Annotated in this window: 17 protein-coding genes and 1 pseudogene; 8 read left to right on the top strand and 10 right to left on the bottom strand. The window is 55.7% G+C overall.

The window, feature by feature from the left end; all coding sequences use genetic code 11:
- Positions 1–119 precede the first annotated feature (119 nt).
- Positions 120–950 (top strand): DUF7350 domain-containing protein, encoded by an 831-nt coding sequence (locus tag NDI76_RS22195; RefSeq protein WP_310926334.1) that lies wholly within the window; start codon positions 120–122, stop codon positions 948–950.
- A gap of 74 nt (positions 951–1024) precedes the next feature.
- Here the strand turns inward: NDI76_RS22195 and NDI76_RS22190 are convergent, their stop codons facing one another.
- Both NDI76_RS22190 and NDI76_RS22185 read right to left on the bottom strand, forming a co-directional pair.
- Positions 1025–2350, bottom strand: coding sequence for a hypothetical protein (locus NDI76_RS22190; RefSeq protein WP_310926333.1), 1326 nt, complete (start codon positions 2348–2350; stop codon positions 1025–1027).
- A gap of 169 nt (positions 2351–2519) precedes the next feature.
- Complete coding sequence (locus tag NDI76_RS22185; RefSeq protein WP_310926332.1) at positions 2520–2933, bottom strand: hypothetical protein; 414 nt, start codon at positions 2931–2933, stop codon at positions 2520–2522.
- 210 nt (positions 2934–3143) lie between these two features.
- Here NDI76_RS22185 and NDI76_RS22180 point away from each other — a divergent pair, with 210 nt between their 5' ends.
- Positions 3144–4055: an iron transporter gene (locus tag NDI76_RS22180; RefSeq protein WP_310926330.1), complete on the top strand. Its 912-nt coding sequence runs from the start codon at positions 3144–3146 to the stop codon at positions 4053–4055.
- 275 nt (positions 4056–4330) lie between these two features.
- Here NDI76_RS22180 and NDI76_RS22175 read toward each other — a convergent pair whose 3' ends face one another.
- Positions 4331–4591 carry a DUF7520 family protein gene (locus NDI76_RS22175; RefSeq protein ID WP_310926329.1) on the bottom strand — a complete coding sequence of 87 codons (261 nt, stop codon included), beginning with the start codon at positions 4589–4591 and terminating at the stop codon, positions 4331–4333.
- 169 nt (positions 4592–4760) lie between these two features.
- Here NDI76_RS22175 and NDI76_RS22170 point away from each other — a divergent pair, with 169 nt between their 5' ends.
- Genes NDI76_RS22170 through NDI76_RS22160 form a run of 3 tightly spaced genes read left to right on the top strand, consistent with a single transcriptional unit; the run spans position 4761 to position 8776 of the window.
- Entirely contained in the window at positions 4761–7385 is a 2625-nt protein-coding gene (locus NDI76_RS22170) for a heavy metal translocating P-type ATPase (RefSeq protein ID WP_425498414.1), read from the top strand.
- 3 nt (positions 7386–7388) lie between these two features.
- Positions 7389–7847 carry a DUF7996 family protein gene (locus NDI76_RS22165; RefSeq protein ID WP_484494597.1) on the top strand — a complete coding sequence of 153 codons (459 nt, stop codon included), beginning with the start codon at positions 7389–7391 and terminating at the stop codon, positions 7845–7847.
- A 5-nt stretch (positions 7848–7852) separates the two neighbouring features.
- Positions 7853–8776 (top strand): cation diffusion facilitator family transporter, encoded by a 924-nt coding sequence (locus NDI76_RS22160; RefSeq protein WP_310926325.1) that lies wholly within the window; start codon positions 7853–7855, stop codon positions 8774–8776.
- 581 nt (positions 8777–9357) lie between these two features.
- Here the strand turns inward: NDI76_RS22160 and NDI76_RS22155 are convergent.
- From NDI76_RS22155 to NDI76_RS22140, 5 genes are all read right to left on the bottom strand, one after another.
- The gene (locus tag NDI76_RS22155; RefSeq protein WP_310926324.1) at positions 9358–10680 is read right to left on the bottom strand and encodes a hypothetical protein; all 1323 of its coding nucleotides are present in this window, start codon (positions 10678–10680) and stop codon (positions 9358–9360) included.
- Positions 10677–10955 carry a DUF7521 family protein gene (locus NDI76_RS22790; protein ID WP_425498413.1) on the bottom strand — a complete coding sequence of 93 codons (279 nt, stop codon included), beginning with the start codon at positions 10953–10955 and terminating at the stop codon, positions 10677–10679. The genes NDI76_RS22155 and NDI76_RS22790 overlap by 4 nt, the downstream gene beginning before the upstream one ends.
- A complete protein-coding gene (locus NDI76_RS22150; protein ID WP_310926323.1) occupies positions 10952–11221 on the bottom strand; it encodes an ArsR family transcriptional regulator in 270 nt (89 codons plus the stop codon). Before NDI76_RS22150 ends, NDI76_RS22790 begins: the two co-directional genes overlap by 4 nt.
- A 487-nt stretch (positions 11222–11708) precedes the next feature.
- On the bottom strand, positions 11709–13106 hold the full coding sequence (locus tag NDI76_RS22145) for an arylsulfotransferase family protein (RefSeq protein ID WP_310926321.1): 1398 nt from the start codon (positions 13104–13106) through the stop codon (positions 11709–11711).
- A gap of 56 nt (positions 13107–13162) precedes the next feature.
- Entirely contained in the window at positions 13163–13735 is a 573-nt protein-coding gene (locus NDI76_RS22140; RefSeq protein WP_310926320.1) for a plastocyanin/azurin family copper-binding protein, read from the bottom strand.
- Between the two features lie 264 nt (positions 13736–13999).
- Between NDI76_RS22140 and NDI76_RS22130 the strand changes: the two are divergent.
- Positions 14000–15000: pseudogene (locus NDI76_RS22130) on the top strand (arsenic resistance protein).
- A 263-nt stretch (positions 15001–15263) separates the two neighbouring features.
- Here the strand turns inward: NDI76_RS22130 and NDI76_RS22125 are convergent.
- The gene (locus NDI76_RS22125; RefSeq protein WP_310926317.1) at positions 15264–16337 is read right to left on the bottom strand and encodes a sodium:calcium antiporter; all 1074 of its coding nucleotides are present in this window, start codon (positions 16335–16337) and stop codon (positions 15264–15266) included.
- A 115-nt stretch (positions 16338–16452) separates the two neighbouring features.
- Entirely contained in the window at positions 16453–17526 is a 1074-nt protein-coding gene (locus tag NDI76_RS22120; RefSeq protein ID WP_310926316.1) for a hypothetical protein, read from the bottom strand.
- A 626-nt stretch (positions 17527–18152) separates the two neighbouring features.
- On the opposite strand from NDI76_RS22120, the gene NDI76_RS22115 reads away from it, so the two are divergent.
- The gene (locus NDI76_RS22115) at positions 18153–18434 is read left to right on the top strand and encodes a DUF7967 family protein (RefSeq protein ID WP_310926315.1); all 282 of its coding nucleotides are present in this window, start codon (positions 18153–18155) and stop codon (positions 18432–18434) included.
- 446 nt (positions 18435–18880) lie between these two features.
- Positions 18881–19489: a hypothetical protein gene (locus NDI76_RS22110; RefSeq protein WP_310926314.1), complete on the top strand. Its 609-nt coding sequence runs from the start codon at positions 18881–18883 to the stop codon at positions 19487–19489.
- The last annotated feature ends 27 nt before the right edge of the window (positions 19490–19516 follow it).

The raw sequence follows: 19516 nt of genomic DNA, 5'->3' as shown, positions 1-19516 counted from the left end.
ATCGACCAGATGCCGTCTACTTCCCGAGCCACTACGAGGGGATGAAAACATCGAACGTGAAGACTCAAGGCGGCTATAGCTGTGCACTCACCTATTCGTACGCCCACCGATTCTGGCTAATGAAGCCGGACGGTATCTCAAAAGTAGACATCCAGCCAGAGGATTCGCTTCACTTGATGCCGGTCGTATGGGAGACAGAAACGGAAATCATTCCTCCCGATATCAACCCCCAGGTCTACATCACTCAAAACGGGAACTCGGTCGATCAGTTCGCACCGTGGCCGATGCTCTCCCAACCGATGGGGTTCCACTTCGGTGACAACGCTCAACTCAATGGAGACGGTTCCTATACGGTCGAAGTACGGGTCGGCGGTCCGTCAACTCGGCGGGTGGGGTCTCTGTCAGGGAACGAAGGAAACGTCTCATTCGCGTTCGAGTTTGAGTTTAGAAAATCTACACTCGAAGAGATATCGTATACGGATATCCCTGCAGACAAGGAAGGAACGAGGGGCGCAGTTGATCTGATGAATATGGAGACGTTGCCGAGTTCTCAGGTCCCGAAACCCGGTGCGCTTCCTGGCGATGTCCGTGGAACGACGACGAGCGGGGACGCAAAATTTGTAGTGACGATACTCAAAGATGCATCGCGGTTCGGTGGAGATCGAAATCAGCAGTATCTAGCCGTGTCGCCACGGACACCTTACAATCGAACTATGCTCCCGATGATGTCTGTTTCGGGAACGTTGACTCGTGATGGGTCCACGGTGTTCGATGGAATCTTACAGTCGACGATCGATCCCAAACTGCGCTATCACTACGGCGCGGTCGTCTCGGACGTGCAGTCTGGTGACGAGTTCACAATAACTATCGATTCGCCACCCCAAACCTCTCGCCACGAGGGGTACGAAACTGCGTTTGTCGATATGAAAACGATGACGCTGACGCTCTAGCGGCGGAACTGAGCCGAAATTAAAGCTCTCGATCACACCCACAAATTCTCCGGTGAGATGTATTCTAGTTGTGCTCAGGATAGATACGGGGGAATCGCACCGGGAAGGGAGATAATCCAGAGGCTGACGACCGTGTAACCGATCATGACAGCAACGAACGGATACTGGCTTCGAACCGCAGCGAGTCGGCTGGAGAAGAGGTCGTATCCGAGAGTGTGAGCCGTCCAGACGGCGAGTAGATGTCCGACGAGGATAGACGCGATGTTGAATCCGTCAAACCAGCCCGGTGGCGAGAGGACCAGCGGATTCGACGGTGGAGAGAGCGGTGATGTGAGAGCGAGTACCAGCGCAGGACTTAGAGAGACGAACAGCCCTGCGTAGTGAGCCAGATGATACCCTGCCGCGATCGCTAAGAGTGGGGACGCGAACTGATACCTGATCGTTCGAGCAGTGATGTAGGTGCCGGTACGGCGCCGTGAGACGCGACCAGCGTACCAGTATGCGGCGAAAAAGACGAGATATCCAGCGAGGAGCAAGAGTGTGTATACGGCGACTGCACGAACCTCCGCACTCACGAACCCAGGGAAGTTGAGTTCGACGATGGTCCTGATCGTCGTTGATCCAGCACTCGTCGTGATGAACCCGCTGTACGTCAGTTCCCAAACGAGTGCGATGATGAATGCGATGTCAGAGGTATCAGCAACGACGTCCGAGTGTTGGAGATCCCCTCCAGGGAGCTTCATCTCTACGGTTCCTGTGTGTCGTGTGAGAGGAGAGACGGCACCGTAAAATCGGAAGAGTACGGAGAGGGGGTCAACGTTTCCGAACCACGGTTCGGGGCCGAACACGAGCGCACCGGCGAGCGTGACTGCCGTGTATAGTACAATTGCGGTCGCGAGCACTGCCGGGACAGTACTGACGGGAAAGATAACTTCGACCCAGACGAGACCCAACAGCCCTACAACCGCCGGCCATCGCTTGAGCGAGCCTGGATATTCGAGCCATCCAGATGGGAGGACGGATGCGACGGTCCGCCACGGATTGAGTACTGGCCAAATATTTCCGACAAGATACGTGAAGATGGGCAGGCCAGCACGAACTCCAGCGAACGTGACCAAGATGGCGAGACTTGAGGTCGGAAGTTGGGGACCTACGTATCCGAGATATACTGTGAGAGCGAGGGTGGTGACGCCGAGACCACGTGCGATCCAGACTACTGGTTGCCACCAACTCTCAATCGTTGGGAGGGTCTTCGACCAGTTGTGAAGATAACGGATAAACGCTCGATCGGTCACAAAACTCGCGAGGAGAGCCGACGCACCGATAGTGGCGCCCCCAGTGGCGAGATAGAGCCATCGAGGAACTGCGAGTGTGTCTCTGGGTTGCTTCGAGAGGGTCATTCCGTTCCCCGCGATCACAGTATCCGCAAATAGGACCAATGCAGCTATCCAGAGTAGGCACTGTACAGCGACCCTGAATCGGGGCAGCGAGAGGATCGCTTTCAGTTGATCTCGAGCTGGCCGGCGTTCCGATTGTTCGTTTAGATTGACCGATTCACTGGAGGTCGATTCAGGCGAAGACGGCATAGATATTCAACAACCCAAAGTACAAGATGACCAGTATTGCGAGCGCTCTCAAACGCAGACTGCGGAGAGCGTCTTCTTCTTCCGTAAATGCGGACTTGAACTTCTCCTTGTCGATGTCGTCAAGCCGCTGGCTATGTTCTCTACCTCTGTGAAGCACAAGACGGTCGATGGTCGGGAACGGATGTCCGCAGTACTCACACGTGCCTGCGGGCGTTTCACCCTCTGGAACGGTTGTTTGTATCTGTGACATTTTGATCGGTGACCGGTACACGGAACTACTCAGTGCGTCTTTGAAATCGTTCTGGTTCAGCATTCGGAGCACTTTTGCAACCCAGTAGCAGGGCACGAGAACTCGGCTTCCGCGTCGTCTACAGCGATGTTCCGCTTCGGTATCCACACCAGAAACTTCTCCCTTACGCAGAGACACGTAACCGATATGAGACGGAGGTCGTTTCTCAAACGAGGGACCGGACTGGCGAGCTGCATCGGATTAACGGGGTGCCTCAGCCGTCTCGGGTTCGAGACGCAGTCAGCGTGGCGGGACCCACCTCAGGTCAAGAATAGACCCAATGCGGTGTACTATCCGGCCATCGTGGAGGGGATGGGCATGTACGGTACAGTCACCAAAAACGGGTTGGGAGTCGCCCTCGTGTACTCATATCCGCACCGATTCTGGAATCTCACAGGTACAAGGAAGGAGAAAGTGGTCGTTCAGTCTGATGACTCGCTTCACCTGATGGCAAGCGTTTGGGATGCAAAGAGCGATACGATCCTCCCGATTGATCTCTCTGTGACGATCGAAGATAGCGACGGTAAAGTAACGAACACCAATCTATGGCCTATGATCTCCCCTAATATGGGCTTTCACTACGGCGACAACGTCGCACTAAACGGAGAGGGGGACTACCGAGCCACAATCAGATCGGGGCCACTTCAAACAGATCGAACAGGCGCACTTGATGGGCGATTCACGAAATCTCAATCGGTAACATTGGATTTTACGTTCGACACGAGCGAAACCTACAACCTCCCGATTCGGCGGTTGGGGGAGAAAGCGGGTACGAAAGGGACGGTTGAGTTGATGGATATGAAATCCGTTCCATCATCTCGCGTTCCCCCGAAAGAAGAACTTCCAGGACAGTCGATCGGAGAAGTGTCTTCAGACGACGTGTCTTTTCTCATCAGTCTGATAGACGGAGACTCTCGATTCAGCAAGAACGGCCAGCCTACGCTACTCGTCTCCCCGCGAACACCGTACGATCGTGTCATGCTTCCTCGAATGGCACTCACGGGGTCCGTGAACCGAAAACAGACGACGATCCTAAAGCGGAAACTTCGAGCAACTATCGATCCCGAGATCGGATGCTACTATCGTGCTCCCGTCGAGGAGTTACAAGCCGGCGATTCGGTCGTGATCGAGACGGTGACCCCTCCGCAACTCGCCCGTCACGACGGGTACGAGACCGCATTTCTCGACATGCCTCCAGCGAGATGTACCGTCAGTTCGGTAACTCAGTGAAACTCTGTCCAGTAGTCGGCACGTACGATGCTCAGTGTTGGACGCACGTGACAACAAAGGCCTTTATTCGGGAGAGTACTCCTCCAGTAGTTCGATTCAACGCTTCGTCTGCGGACGTCGCCTCGTTCGTACTTGCTCGAGTCGCCTCGTCTTCCGACGATTCTTCTTTGTCGTTGCAATAGATGCACATGCGCTCCTACTCGGAAGCAGTACTGATAATTCTATTCGATCATCCGTCTCACGTCAGACATCCCTGGTTGTCGAAAAACCAGCTGTCAGATCGCATCTTCGTCGAAACGGGAGAGAAAGAATACGATGCCCAAGACCGCACCGACCAAGACGGCAGCGGCCGTCGCCCCGTAGAGAGCCATTCCGGTAGGAGTCGGATGAAACGTGATCCAGTCGAAAATTGAGATCTGCTGTATCTTCGTACTCGTTCCGAGGACTAAGCCGAACACCGCGCCGATGACGATACTGGCCGCGAAAACCGAACCGAATACGGTCTTCCCGTTCAGCGTTCGGGCAATCTCTTCCATGCACCTACGATGTTTCTCCTCTCTCTAAGTCCCTCCTATTCTCGGCCTCAGACAATTCGATTGAAGGAACGTGTTAGTAACTCTTCGGCAATATATTATTAATCTTACGTACCTATACCTGAACTAGTAGCAGTTGGATTAATAACTCCGGAGTTCTTCGTTTCTGGTAATGACCTCTCCGCATCGTGAGCCAAACGAGCCAGAGGACTCACAGTCGCACGATCACGACCACACCCACGATCACGGACCGACGGAGCCGACGTCAGAATCGATGGATCGAGGAGATGTCGCGCAGTTCTCTGTGCCGGAGATGGACTGCCCCTCCTGCGCGGGAAAGGTCGAAAACAGCGTCCGCAAACTCGACGGAATCAACGGCGTCGACCCGGCGGTTACGACCGGGACGCTCACCGTCTCCTACGACCCCGAGCAGACGACACCAGCGTCAATCAGCGACCGCATAGAAAAGGCGGGTTACCGCGTGGAAGACGACGGGGAAATCACAGCGAAGTTCACCGTGCCGGAGATGGACTGCCCCTCCTGCGCGGGAAAGATCGAAAACGCCCTCGACCGCGTCGACGGCGTCTCGACGTACGCTACTCAACCTACCACGGGGAAGGTGACCATCACATACGACGAGTCCGCTACCAGCGAGTCGGACATCGTCGCCGCCATTGAGAGTGCTGGCTACGAGGTGACTGACACGACGACGGGGAGACGCTCAGGTTCCAGAAGCGAGGACTCCGAAGAGAGCATCTGGACGAGCACCCGCGCGATTAAGACCTGGATCAGTGGTGGCTTCGTCGCGCTCGGATTGCTGTTCGAGTTCTTCCTCGTCGGACAGAACGCCGAAGTGGCGACCGTCGTCAGTCGGGAATTGTTCGTCGCCGACGTCCTCTTCTTGGTGGCTATCGCAGTCGGTGGCCAAGAGATACTCCGAAACGGGTACTACTCGGCCCGAAACCTGAACCTCGACATCGACTTCCTGATGTCCGTCGCTATCGTCGGCGCACTGGTCGCCAGTCTCGCGTTCGGCGAAGCGCTGTACTTCGAGGCTGCGACCCTCGCGTTCCTCTTCAGCGTCGCCGAACTGCTCGAACGCTATTCGATGGACCGCGCCCGCAACTCGCTGCAGGAGTTGATGGATCTCTCGCCCGACGAGGCGACCGTCAAACGTGACGGCGAGGAGGTGACCGTCCCCGTCGACGACGTCGTTGTCGGCGACGTCGTGGTGGTCAAACCCGGTGAGAAGATACCGATGGACGGCGAAGTCACCGACGGGGAGAGCGCGGTCAATCAAGCGCCCATCACCGGCGAGAGCGTCCCCGTCGACAAGACGACCGGGGACGAGGTGTACGCCGGGACTATCAACGAGGAGGGCTACCTCGAGATTCAGGTCACCTCCGAAGCGAGCGACAACACGCTCTCGCGAATCGTCGAGATGGTCGAGGACGCCCAGTCCAACAAGACCGAACGTGAACAGTTCGTCGAACGGTTCTCGGCGTACTACACACCTGTCGTCGTCGGAATCGCCATCCTCGTCACACTCGGCAGTCCGTACGTTCTCGGCACGTCGTGGTCGACTGCAGTCGTCTACGGTCTCACGCTCTTGGTTCTCGCATGTCCGTGTGCGTTCGTCATCTCCACACCTGTCTCCGTCGTTTCGGGTATCACGAGTGCCGCGAAGAACGGCGTCCTCATCAAGGGCGGAAACCATCTCGAAGCGATGGGCGCTGTCGACGTCGTCGCCTTCGACAAAACGGGCACGCTCACCAAGGGTGAACTCGCTGTGACAGACGTCGTCCCCCTGAACGGGAACAGCGAGGAAGACGTACTGAACTGCGCGCGCGGCCTCGAACAGCGGAGCGAACACCCTATCGGCGAAGCCATCGTCGCAGAAGCGACCGACGCTGGCGTCGAAGGACGTGAGATAGACGAGTTCGAGAGCATCACCGGAAAGGGCGTCCGTGCGACGCTCGACGGAAAGCCACACTTCGCCGGGAAGCCCGGTCTCTTCGAGGAACTCGGGTTCGATCTCTCGCACGTCCATGCGACGACCGACGGCGGTGTGGTCACCCAGACCGCCCGTCAACTCTGCGACCGTCACAACTGCCTCGACCTACTCGAAGACGCCGTCCCGAAACTCCAATCCGAGGGGAAGACCGTCATCCTCGTCGGAACGGAGGACGAGCTAGAGGGTATCATCGCCGTCGCGGACGAAATCCGACCGCAGGCGAAACGGACTATCGCTCGATTGAAGGACCTCGGCGTCAAGCACACCGTGATGCTCACAGGGGACAACGAGCGAACCGCACAGGCAATCGCCAAACAAGTCGGTGTCGACGAGTTCCGCGCCGAACTGCTTCCGGACGAGAAGGTGTCGGCGATAGACGAGTTCGTCGAGGAGTACGACGGCGTCGCGATGGTCGGCGACGGAATCAACGACGCACCCGCGCTCGCGACGGCCACCGTCGGCGTCGCGATGGGCGCTGCCGGTACTGATACCGCGCTCGAAACCGCCGACATCGCGCTCATGGCGGACGACCTCTCGAAGCTACCGTACCTGTACGAGCTCGCGAACGACGCGAACAGCGTCATCCGCCAGAACATCTGGGCGAGTCTCGGAGTCAAGGCGGCGCTCGCTATCGGCGTTCCGTTCGGTCTCGTCCCCATCTGGCTGGCCGTCCTCGCGGGCGATGCGGGGATGACCGTCGGCGTGACCGGGAACGCCATGCGCCTCTCTCGCATCCGGCCGGAGAACACCGACGAGCAATTAGCCGAGACGCCTCAACGATAGACGATGGGGGACCAAGTGACATCAGACAGTACGCGCGAATCCGACGACGAATCTCGTCGGTATCCGTTCGGACTGTCGTCTCGACTGTCGTTTCTCGTCGTCATCACAATCGGCCTGATCGGGCCCGGACTCGGGGTGGCCGTACTCGAAGAGGCGAACCTCCCCCTAGCGGCGGACATCGTGTGGATTGTCGGGTATGGGACGACGATCTTCGTCGTGTGGTACGTCTGGATTCGGCCGCTGAAAATCGTCGGAACTGACGCACAAGATTGGTCCGAGCGGAACGAGGCGGAAGAGGACGAACAGGACGAGGTAGAAGAGAGCGAACGTCAAGCGTCGAATACGGATCAACCGCGTCCAGAGCCGTCACAGACGACTGATAGTGCTTCGTCGGAGGCGACAGAGGCGTCAACATCGAAGACAAACGATCAAAGCGGAGCAGACGGCACGAAACAGGACTGATCCCCATGTCTGGACACGACCACGACGAGATGAACGCTCTCGAATCCGCCTCGGGAGGGAGTACGAGAACGCTCGCAATCGTCGCAGCCATCAACTTCTTGGGATTCGTCGTTGAGTTAGCTGGAGGGATCCTGTTCGGGTCGGTAGCGCTGATAAGCGACGCGATACACATGCTGTTCGACATGCTCGCGTACGCGATGGCGTTTAGCGCAAGTTACACCGCAGAGCGGTACGGTGGCGGACAGACGTGGTCGTACGGATTACACCGCCTCGAACCCGCCGCCGCGTTTTTGAACGGTATACTGCTCGTTCCGATGATCGGCTATATTCTCTGGGAGTCGTACCAGCGGTTCCTCGATCCAGTGAGCATCGACCCGACGATGACACTGATTATCGCGACCGGGGGGTTACTCGTTAACCTCGGGTCCGTTTACGTGTTACAGGGCGGTGAGATGAGTCTCAACGAACGAGGAGCGTTCTACCACTTGCTCGGTGATGCAGGCGGGTCAATCGCGGTGATCGTTTCAACGGCTGCGATCGCGGTCTTCAAGGTGCCCATCGCAGATCCAATTGCGGCGGTACTCATCGCCGTGTTGGTGCTCTGGTCCGCCGGAAAGGTGCTGTGGGAGAGCACCTCGATACTGCTACAGCGCAGTCCGCTCGACACGAACCGACTTCGGGATGAACTGCTGTCCATCGACGGCATCGAACGGGTCGATGACCTCCACGTCTGGCAGGTGTGCAGCCAGCTGACCGTCGCGACCGTTCGTCTCGGAGACGACGTCGAAACGCTCGAAGACCAGCAGACGATCCGCCAACAGGCACACGAACAGCTCACCGAGGCCGGTGTGGATCACGCGACTGTCGAACTCCTCGGGGCGGCTGATGCCGAGGTCGAGTCGACGGCCCGCACGAGCCACGGGCACTAGGGATGAAAACGAACGCAATAGGAAGGTTTCCTGACCGACGGCATCCTCAAGCGGATAGAACGAAACGGTCGCACAGTCGATACCGAACTTGTGATGTGGACTTCCCATCGTGCCGTCACAACCGATCGAATTAGAGGAATCGACGATTCCGTGGCCGGAGTACACACCACTGTCGTCGACGTAGACGATCCATCACGTACGACGGAACAATCGGAAATCCCACTATCGTCTGTTTGGACCGAGGCGAACCGACGGTGACGTACCTCAAACGCGGTATCGGCTACGTCGATATCTCACCTTCAGATAACCTCCACCGAGAAACTGATGAGTCTGACGGGACTACTCGCAAATAGGATTTCATTGTTATACTAAACATCGTCCTGTTCGGGACGTATTGGACCTGTTCGTCGCCTCTTCTCGTCTCGGACACCAATCGATGTCCAACGTACACCAACCGTTCGAAACGGAGACATTCGTGCGTTGTCTCACAGCGAGCGGATACAAATTCTGTGAAACTCAGGGAATCTCCGAACGACCGATAAGTGAAACCGGATTACGGTACAATACGATAATGGGGACAGCTAGTCGCGATATCGGTCGATTTCTCCGACAATGACGAGGGTCGCCGATAGGATGGTCAGACCGAGTTGTAGCTCTCGGAACCAGAACGGTGTCGACGGGACAACTGCCCGGAGACCCACGAGCATAAGCGAAAGAACGGGGACGTCACCGGACGGGTCTTCGATCGTGGTCCCGTTCGAATCGTATCGAGGGCCACCGACCGATTCGCCAACCGGAAGCCGATCAGCCTCGTACGGAATTCGGTCTGTCTCGACGCTCCAGACGATCTCACCCGATTCGTTCACCTCGACGAGACGCCGGTTCAACGTATCCGTGATCAGCGTGTTTCCGTTCGGGAGTCGGTCGGCGTCCCGGGGCCAATTAAACGGAATACCGCCGGCACCTGAAAGCGTCCACGCCGGTTCCCACGCACCGTTCTCGGTGCGGTGGAGTTCGACCACGCGGTCGTTGTCGCTGTCGGCGACGAGTACCGCTCCGTCTCCGAGCCACTGCGGATTGTGCTGGTGATCGAGAACAGTCGGGTCACCGCAGCGAACCTCACCGTCGCCGTCGTAATCCGCGAGTTGATCCGATTTCCGACAGCTTCCGTCGTTCGAATCGTCTGTGTCCTTGTTGATGACGTTAGTGACGCCCTCGCCGCGTTGAACGACAAGTAGCTGATTTGCGTTGCGGACGGACACGAGATACCGACCTTCTCCGATGACGTCGACGTCGTTGATATGAAGCCAGTCAGTCGTCGTTGGGTCGGTAGGCGCGTCGTAGAATTCACTCGCGTTCCACTGCCACGTCACCTCGCCATCCTTAACGGTGAAGATGCGCTCGTACTCCATATCCGTCAGTAGATATTCTCCCGATTCGAGTCGTTCGACGTCGTGAACTTCGCTGTTCGAACTCGACCGTACTGGGAAACTGTACTCTGACACGACGCGCGGTTCGGGACTTGGGTCGATGACACGGAACCCGGTGCGAGTACACGGTGCGTCGTACGGGCCGCACTTTTGATAGCCGGAATCCATGAACCCCGCGAGGACAGTGCCGTTCTCAGTCTTCGTTACATCGAAGTAGCTGTCTGCGCTCGATTCGCGCCACGTGACGTTCGTTCCGTTGAGATGGTAGACGCTCCCGAACTTGTGCCACCCTGGTCCACCACCCTGCGAGCCGACGAGCGTTTCTGGGGTTCGTTCCCCATCGGAGCCGGCTCCGATCGCAGGAGCGAGTGTCGCGCTGACGAGCAACGTCGTCGCCAAGAGCACACAGCCGACAGTGATTAGTCCTGTTCCGCGACGAATTCGACCGAGAGGCAGGTCTGTTATCGATTTCATCGTTGAGTGTACAGCGAATACGTGATAATTGCGAAGCCAACAGCGACAAAAATGCTGTTCACGAGTATCCCGATTTCGAGGGGGGCCGAGAAGAATTGATTGGCACTACTCGTGGTAAGCGTGCCGACGGTTATCACGCCAAAGCCGAGCCCAAGCGCACGCAGAGTGCGCTCTCCAGTTCGACGGTACGCGTTAAACGCGATATAGGTAATTCCACTGGCGAGGAGCAAAATTCCCGACCGCACAAGGACGATGGCGGTCACGATTTCGTTCATAGTTCGTCTTCTATCATCAACCAGATGTCTGCGATTCGTTCGTCGGTGGTCTGGGAACCGTATTCGACAGTTACGGAGAATACACCAGTCTCTTCTACCGAAATCGTGACATCGTCGAAAGTGCGTTTGCAGTAGGTGGTTCGACCGCCGCTAGGGTTAGTCTTGTCCCGCTCTCTGAGAAGCGCGGCCAAGCCGAAGACGTCTAATGACCGATACAGCGTCGATTGGAGAATTCCGCATCTATTGACGAGTTCGTTGGCGGTCATGGGATCGCTTGTCTCCAAAGGATCGCCTGACAGGCGGGGTCATCCAGCGCATCGGGGACATCCTGTAACGCTAAGTTGGTTTCTGACGGCACTGTGACTCCACTTCTTGTTCGATGATGAACGTCCGCCGGGATACGTTATCCGATTTCCATCTGCATCTCCTTTCGGATTCTCGGGTGGATTTACAGTGACATCACCCGTCAGTCAGACGATGTATAGAAAGTGGATACGAACGCGCTACGAGAAGCACGTAATCGGCACCAGTACGACAGAGAGCATAGTGAGTAGCAAAAAACTCCAATGAACGGGATAGACGGGGGACTCTCACTGAGCGGAAATTTGACGTACACTCTTACGTTACAGACTGGACAGATACCACTGACTCATCGCTGCGATAAGGACGGAACGATAGGCTTCCTCACATCGGCGTTGAATCGCTTTCAGAGAGGAGCGGTCCCACCTCACACTCGGTTCTTACTACTCAATCTCATCTATCCTGCCTCCACCAGACGAACTCGGTTCCAACCCACAGTAGACCGGTCCCGAGTATCATCGCCACTTCGAGTACCTCCAAGATTCCCATCCAGACGGGAGTGATGTACATGAGGCCGTTCAGATACTTCCCGGGGATATACTGTTTGATAGCGATCACGAATCGGTCGCTGAGATCACCGGTGTTGGAATCGAGATTCGCACGCGCTGCACTCGGACCGTCGCTACTTTCGTCCCCAGTTCCGAGTCGTTCCGCCTCGTAGGGGAACGCGATGTTGACGCTCCAAACGACTTCTCCCGACTTGTCCACCTCGAATACGCGATTTCCGTTTGAGTCCGTGACGAGCGTGTGACCGTTCGGAAGCCGGTCAGCGTCACGAGGCCACTGCATCCGCGCATCCCTCCAAACCCACGACTGTCGCCAGCTCTCGTTCGTTCGTTGGTACTCGACGACGCGGTTGTTTTCGGAATCCGCGACGAGTACGGATGGCCCGCCGCGTTCGGACGGAATATAATCGGGGTTGTGCTGCTCGTAGAGGATGTTGTAGTTATCCTCTTCGCCGAGCGTCCACTCGCGGTTAAGACCACTTTGGTTGATGAAAACGACTCTGTCTTGGTTTCGGGCACTTACCATGAATCGACCGTCGTCAAGGACCTCAACGTCGTTGATGTGGGTCCAATCTTCGGGGAACGGTCCGCCAGTTTCCCGAGAGAACGAGGAACTGGCGTTCCATACCCACTCAGTTTGGTTGGATGTCGTGTTCACGACGAACACTCGGTCGAGGTAGATATCTGCGACGACGAGGTGTGTGTCGTTGAGTCGGTCGGCGTCGTGATAGCGTGTCGCCTCCTTCCCGGGTGTGGTCTCGCTCCAGATTCGGGTCACCTCGCCGGTCGTCAGATTGACCCGCTCGTAGCCGTTCCGCGTGCAAGCGTCCGTCGATCGGGCGCGTTCGTACTCTGTCCACGTGCTCTCGTTAACCCGGCGCTGGGAAAGATCCGCACTACTCGGACACGCCGACGGGTCAAGATGATCCGCGAACATGTACTCAACGGTCGATTCCGTCCCGGCGACCGGGTCGACGTCCCAGTAGCGAGTGTGCGAATCGTTGTAGTAGAGGACGCTCCCGTTCGGATTGAATCCGACGAGTTCCGCTCGGGCGCGAGGACCGCCGCTCGCCTCACCCCGCCACGAGTTCGAATCGGTCGCGATGACGGTGATGTTGTCACGAGGCGGAACGATTTTCTCGTCGGGATCGTCGATTCCCTGATTCGAGAGATGGTTCTCGAACGTATCGTTCGTCGCTCCCGCAGCGTATCCGTACACGAGACCGAGACTCGAAACCCCGAGAACGAAGGCGAAGAAGAGCCGAAGCAACCGCTTTCGATCCATAATATTTTACCCGTTTAGCGCATATTGAGTGTTTGGATATCGATGCTAGAAAGCGGTTACCTACTAAAGTCGCTGGAGGAAATCCGACCGTTATCGACGATTGTTTCGCTTTTCGGCACCTTTCCGTCTGGCGGCATGCTTCCCTCAGCTGGACCACCTGGTTTACCGACGACTATTCGGCCGACCATACCCAGAGTTTTGTGTGGGAGACAGTAGTAATCGAACGTCCCGGTTGTCTCGAACGTGTACTGGAAAGTCGCCCCCCGTTCGCTCAGAGTTCCGCTATCAAAGGCTTGTGCTCCGTCCGGAATGCGGGTCACCGAAGCGGGACCGTTCCCTTTCTGGTACGCCGTTGCGGAGTGGTTCCCACTCCGAATCTTGAACGTGACGGTATCACCCGTTTCGACGAACAATCCGATGGGGTCGAAGTAATACTGACTTCCTTCGGTGACCATCAGCACCGTATTTGAGTCCCCGGTCGCCTCACCGGAGCTATCGGTTGTGTGTTGCGACTCGCTCGTTGAGTCGCCGTTATCGCTCTGTGTGCCAGAACTGCTGCATCCTGCGAGGGTCATCAGACCACCCGTGGCAGTGATACTAGTCGCCTTCAGATACTGTCGGCGCTCCATACGTCTCTCTTAGAGCCTACCGAATAAAGACCGATCGCAGATTCCCAATAACAAGGAACCCGCCGTCGTGAGCTTGAACGGCGTATCGATGAGTTAGAGCAAGAACAAGAGTCGAATAGGTTGATTCTTGATCGGATCCGCCGTCGTAGCTGGGACACGGTCTCCCCTCACCGGCCTTCTGACGGTGATAGAATGGCGGTTTGCTCAATACACCGGAATACATGGTAACAAGGGTTTCTCTCCTGGTTCCGAAACAGTACATAAATGGATTTGAACAATTGGATCCAACGGCATCAGGTCGCTGTTTACGCGGTTGCAGTCACGTTGGCAATTGGAGTCGGAATAAACCGTCCAGATTCTGCTCCACTCATCGAACAATTCATTGACCCCGTATTGGCGGTTCTCCTGTACGTCACCTTTCTCGAAATTCCGTTCATCCGGCTTCGTCGCGCGTTTACGAACGGTCAATTCATGGCGGCGGCTCTCGGGATAAACTTCCTCGTCGTTCCTGTCGTCGTCTGGGGACTCACTCGGTTCTCCCCTCAGAACCAGCCATCCTTGTAGGCGCGTTCATGGTTCTTCTGGCACCCTGTATCGACTACGTTATTACCTTCACCGAGCTCGCAGGCGGTAACTCGGAGCAGATTACTGCGGCGACGCCGGCTCTAATGCTCGTACAACTGCTATTGCTTCCGCTGTATCTCTGGCTCTTCAGGGGAGCGGATGTAGCCGAGGCCATTGAACCCGGGCCGTTTATCGAGGCATTTCTGATAATCATCGCACTCCCGTTAACGCTCGCGTGGCTCACGGAAGCGTGGGCAGAACGGTCGCAGAGAGGAGCGACTTGGCAAGAGACGATGGGGTGGCTACCCGTCCCCATGATGGGCGTGACCCTGTTCGTTGTCATCGCCTCTCAACTCCCACAGGTTCAAGACTTAATCGGTCAGATTGCGGTTGTCGTTCCTGTGTATGTCGCATTTATCGTCGTTATGCCCGTACTCGGACGGCTGGCGGCGGGGCTATTCCGGATGGACGTCAAGGAGAGTCCCGCGCTCGTATTCACGTTTGTCACCCGGAACTCCCTGGTCGTCCTTCCGTTAGCGCTCGCACTCCCAGCGGGCTACGGGTTGGCCCCCGCTGTTGTCATGACTCAGACGCTTGTTGAACTCACCGGGATGGTGGTTCTCACACGGGTGGTTCCGAGGTGGCTCCTCCCAGAGTCACCGTCGCCGATTTCACTTACTCACAAGGTACGAAGCGATTGATCTCTCGCCTTCTTGTCGCTACGCCTGCAACGTGAGAGCATGAAACTCTCACACTCGTCTGTGGTGGGAACGCCGGACAAAACCAGATGGCGACGGCCTTCAAAGAACACAAACGGGATGAGCAGGGGATGGACGCTAAAATCGTAACTGGGGTTAATCCAGTTGAAGCCCCCATGACGAGGTAGTACTGTACAGAACCGTAACCCTCAATCGAGATCGCAGCTAGGTCAGCAAGCGGCTACGACTCACGCTTGAACTGTGAGTTAGATGATGTTAAGTACCCAGAATGCAACGATAGCGACATAAAGTACATATAAGAGGTCTAGTGTAGCTACCTCCCACCGCTTGAATCCGTGTTCGTCAGAACCGAAGTGGATAAGCCCAGCGTAGGCCACAGGCATGGCTACAACGAACAATAAGTTCACCAGATAGAGTTGGAAATTCTCGACTGGAACAGTCATAAGTGCAAGCGGAACGAACGCGACGCTCATGGTGACAGCGTGGTCACCAAGTACGCTGGTGGTTCCAGCCGTTACCTGTCCGCTTTGGACAATACTCCACGTGGCGAATAACTCCGGCGACGCCGTCATCAGTGCAGTAATGAATAGCCCACCGACGAGTCTCGAGATGCCGAGCGCAGAGACGATATTTTCGGTCGAACGGACTGTCAAGTACGTCCCGACCGCTAATACGGCTAGTCCAGCAGCCGCGGTCGCTATCTCTCGTGTCTCCCAATTCACGGACTCACTTTCTTCTCGTCCCCGAAGGACGGCTTGTCCGAGGAAGGCGAGGTAGGCAACCGCTATTATCCCCGCATCAATAGGTTGGAAACCTCGCCATAGAGCAGGAAGCGTGAGAACGGCAACTAATCCTAATATTCCTAGATATGGGAGTGCCAACACGGAAACTGCAGTTCGCTCAACGCGAAGAAGGTGTTCCTGACGATGTCGTTCATGCTCAGCTGTCTTTGGCTGCTGGGACTGTTCTTGGGCCTCTGAGTTCGACTGTGAACGTTCGCTACTATCGCGATCACCGAGCGAGTTCGTTCGAGAGGCGATATATGCAGTAGTCACCATCAATGGGATTGCGACAATATTCGAGCCGAACATGACTCCGAGACCGATGTCCGAGACGCCGCGAAGTGCACTCACGACGTTGATACCGATCTCAGGACTAGCTGCTGCAAGTCCGACGAACGCACCGCCAGCCACCGCCGTAAGACCCCACTGTCGACGAAGCTTCTTCAAAGGTTTTGCAAAGCGTTCAGCTCCCCAGTGAGCCGCAAAGACCCCGACGATGAGCGCACCGACCCATATCCATACGGTCAACTGGACCATCGTGATGAGATAGATACACTTTCGCGGTGCAAAAAGTAGGATACAATAAGATAGAAGACCCCATCATAGGGTTCTAAATTCAGCTGTCGTTGGGGGAAAATATAAATCGGCGGATTCAATCCGCTGGAACGATAGATGTTGACTGGCCGCGACGACGTGCAGACGCTACCGAATAGACGAGACTTCCGGTGAAAAGGGCAATGCTGAGGACGATAAATAGTGAACTCAAGGGTGACGCAGAATCTACGAAAATCCAATAGAGTGGTGCAGCCACCGAGGGCCCGGCTACTAAGATTGCGACCTTCGCAACTAACGGACCGCAGCATCCACACGTACACGAACCCACGATGGCTGCTGTTCCTGCTGTACCCTCCGTTGTACCCGCTCGTTCCTCAGCGCGCCAGTGACTAGCAACCACTGCCGCGTTCAGTCCAGTAAGAGCGCTCAGTAATCCTACAACGATAAGATGACCAGGAGAGATTGCGAAGAGAAGCGGTATCTGCGGAAGCCAAACCTCAAGCATAGGCCACGTCACAAGTTGATAGGTCACTGGTAGGACAGTAACAATCATCTCGTGAGGCGCTCCTTCCTCCCAGAAGAACGATAGATAGCCACTCACAGACATGAAGAAGAGTCCAACAAGGAAGCCGACGCCGATGCCAAATCGGCGAGCGACCGGATCGCGGAGAACCGCTGCAAGCACAGTCGACGCATCTTTCCAGACGATATATCCGACGAGAACTGGCGTACCTAATACCAGAAGATATCCTAGCGGATGAGAGCTGCTTCCTACGTCGGGAACGATACCGGGATACGAGATCCATGCTCCCAACAAAATGCCGAGGAACGTGTAACGAGGCCTATCCGGCCATCGGAGCCGTCCAGCGACAAGGCTCCCAACCATTATCAGAATTCCACCTACTAAGGAAATCGGTGTGTACCACGCCCGCGGGAACGGAATCGAAGCCGCAGAGTAAGTGGGATCTGGTGAGAAACTCTCGAAGAGAATCGCTCCGAAGGCAGTAAGCGCGAGTCCCAGAAACACAGTATAAAGCGCAGTCGTCGGGGTAATACGGCTCGTTCGTTTAAGTAAGACTCCGCCACCGAGGAGCACGGCGCCACTAACGGCAATGAGGATTCCGTCCGACTGAGAGAGACCCCCGACGCTCGAGCCGCCGTGGGCAGACACGACTGAGGCCTGCGTAAGAACGAAGATCAACGATAGAAGGACAGAAAGTATGCGTGTTCGTCTGTAGCATCGTGACCCGCCACGAAGACCAGTCTCTGTTTCTCCCCTCCAGGGTAGCTTCATTACCAGCTATTCTGGGCTCAGTGGAGTTTTACCTTGCGAAATTTAGTCCGCAATCGCCAGACGGTCCTAACGGTTGACTCACGATGACAGTGGTGAAAGGAATAGAGAGTAGTGGATTACTGACGCCTACCGTTAAGTAGAGCGGGCAGTACACCATTCAGAAGATATACCGAGATAGGCTTCCTAATCAAACCAACAGCAACCGTCCGTGAGAGAATAAATGGTACTGAGAAGGCTCTCAACAGCTAGATTGTAGAAAAAATTTGAAAGTAGAGGCTGAAATCTTTAAGAAGCACTTTTAGAAATCCACGGACCATCAATGCGTCCTCTCCGACATCGTCCGACTACACGTGAGATGACGTCGTGGAGGGGTCAACTTGTCGCCAAGACTGTACCGAGAGAGTCTCTCACCTCTTTGAATACATCGTCACCGACCGCCTAGCGCTAGTACGGGGGCAGTCTCCTCCACCACGCACTTCTGCATGGCTTGCAAACGTGCTGGTATGGAAGACGACCCTGACAACATTCGCGTCTGGTTGGTCGAGCGGACGTACTCCGACGACGAGCAGAACCTCATTATCCTCACCTATGCCACAACCGACGGTGAGCGGTATTTCCGCAAGGAACGGGCGCTCACCAGCTTCAGCGATGTGCGCGACACGACCGCAGCCGTTGACGTCGGTCCCGGCAATCTCGGCTCAGTCGACGACTCTGACCTAGAAGACCAGTACGCCACCGAGGCCAAACGGATGGCCGATACTCACGCCCCCGACGATGTCATCTAACTGCATCCATCCACTACCTGTCGATTGAGCAGCTAGAACCTACCCGTTATGTCTCGGTACCTCCCATGAAACGCCATGCGCGAACTCGTCTTTGCCTTGGAATATACTTGTATGCTCGTTTCTCACACTCACTCGGTTTGGCGTACTACATTGGTTATTGACTATTAGTATTCGAGGTGAGCCTACAGCTATACTGAGAAATATTTTATTATGACTATAACAACTATGACTCAAGAGAGTCAATTTCGCCGGTGAATAGGTCTTCAAAGGCCAATTATGAAAACATACGGAGTACTACAAATACCGATCCGAGTTCCGAGTCCATATATGCTGTAGAATAAATACCAATATAAAGTGATAACTTTGAATAACAATGCGATATAAAACCAAATACGAGAGATACACCATAAGAAACAGACTCTACAAGACCTTTTGTGCTCATGCAAATGCGAGAAGACAGCAAGACACAAAACGGAACGAAATCCCTCGACCTCACTCGACGACGGCTCATTCAGGGTACAGGTGCAATCGCAATCACAGCCGGAGCACTTCCGTTACTCAGCGGGACCGCCGCAGCGCATTTTCCTACTGAACTTGATATCGATGTCCAACCTGGAAACGAAGAGAACTTCATCGATTTAGACGAGCACGAATCCGTTGAGGTCGTCGTCCACCCTACCCAATTCGTAAACTCGGACGGTGAGATGGAAATGTTCGACCCAGTCAAGAGAGCCGTCCGATACCGATTCGGGTCGTGGACCACACTCGACGATGGGAACGGAGCTCGTCCTCTCAACGACGGTGAGACGGTCGAAACCAGTAGCGGACACGGAAACCAAGAGAGCGAAGAATCGCTCTCCCTAGAATTCCCCGTCGCCGATATGGGACTCGAAGGTGACGAAGATACAGTATGGCTCTACTGGGAACGGGACGAATCCGGAGAGCACGGGTACGGGGGGGTCGGCAAGGTACGCGTGTACGGCAACACGGTATCCGATCAGGACCTCGTGCAGAGACTCATCGAAGTGATCGGAGACACGAACGAATCGACGTAAACCTCCGGACTCTTTTTGACAGCGGTC

Origin of the sequence: Halogeometricum sp. S1BR25-6, from assembly GCF_031624495.1 — an archaeon.
GTDB classification, from domain to species: Archaea; Halobacteriota; Halobacteria; order Halobacteriales; family Haloferacaceae; genus Halogeometricum; species Halogeometricum salsisoli.
Note: the sequence above shows the minus strand (reverse complement) of the source record. Positions and strands in the feature narration are given on the sequence as shown.

Coding starts and splice junctions, on each gene's coding strand:
- NDI76_RS22195 (WP_310926334.1), top strand. CDS start 120: ATGAAGCCGGACGGTATCTCAAAAGTAGACATCCAGCCAGAGGATTCG.
- NDI76_RS22190 (WP_310926333.1), bottom strand. CDS start 2,350: ATGACCCTCTCGAAGCAACCCAGAGACACACTCGCAGTTCCTCGATGG.
- NDI76_RS22180 (WP_310926330.1), top strand. CDS start 3,144: ATGTACGGTACAGTCACCAAAAACGGGTTGGGAGTCGCCCTCGTGTAC.
- NDI76_RS22175 (WP_310926329.1), bottom strand. CDS start 4,591: ATGGAAGAGATTGCCCGAACGCTGAACGGGAAGACCGTATTCGGTTCG.
- NDI76_RS22170 (WP_425498414.1), top strand. CDS start 4,761: ATGACCTCTCCGCATCGTGAGCCAAACGAGCCAGAGGACTCACAGTCG.
- NDI76_RS22165 (WP_484494597.1), top strand. CDS start 7,389: ATGGGGGACCAAGTGACATCAGACAGTACGCGCGAATCCGACGACGAA.
- NDI76_RS22160 (WP_310926325.1), top strand. CDS start 7,853: ATGTCTGGACACGACCACGACGAGATGAACGCTCTCGAATCCGCCTCG.
- NDI76_RS22155 (WP_310926324.1), bottom strand. CDS start 10,680: ATGAAATCGATAACAGACCTGCCTCTCGGTCGAATTCGTCGCGGAACA.
- NDI76_RS22790 (WP_425498413.1), bottom strand. CDS start 10,955: ATGAACGAAATCGTGACCGCCATCGTCCTTGTGCGGTCGGGAATTTTG.
- NDI76_RS22150 (WP_310926323.1), bottom strand. CDS start 11,221: ATGACCGCCAACGAACTCGTCAATAGATGCGGAATTCTCCAATCGACG.
- NDI76_RS22145 (WP_310926321.1), bottom strand. CDS start 13,106: ATGGATCGAAAGCGGTTGCTTCGGCTCTTCTTCGCCTTCGTTCTCGGG.
- NDI76_RS22140 (WP_310926320.1), bottom strand. CDS start 13,735: ATGGAGCGCCGACAGTATCTGAAGGCGACTAGTATCACTGCCACGGGT.
- NDI76_RS22125 (WP_310926317.1), bottom strand. CDS start 16,337: ATGGTCCAGTTGACCGTATGGATATGGGTCGGTGCGCTCATCGTCGGG.
- NDI76_RS22115 (WP_310926315.1), top strand. CDS start 18,153: ATGGAAGACGACCCTGACAACATTCGCGTCTGGTTGGTCGAGCGGACG.
- NDI76_RS22110 (WP_310926314.1), top strand. CDS start 18,881: ATGCGAGAAGACAGCAAGACACAAAACGGAACGAAATCCCTCGACCTC.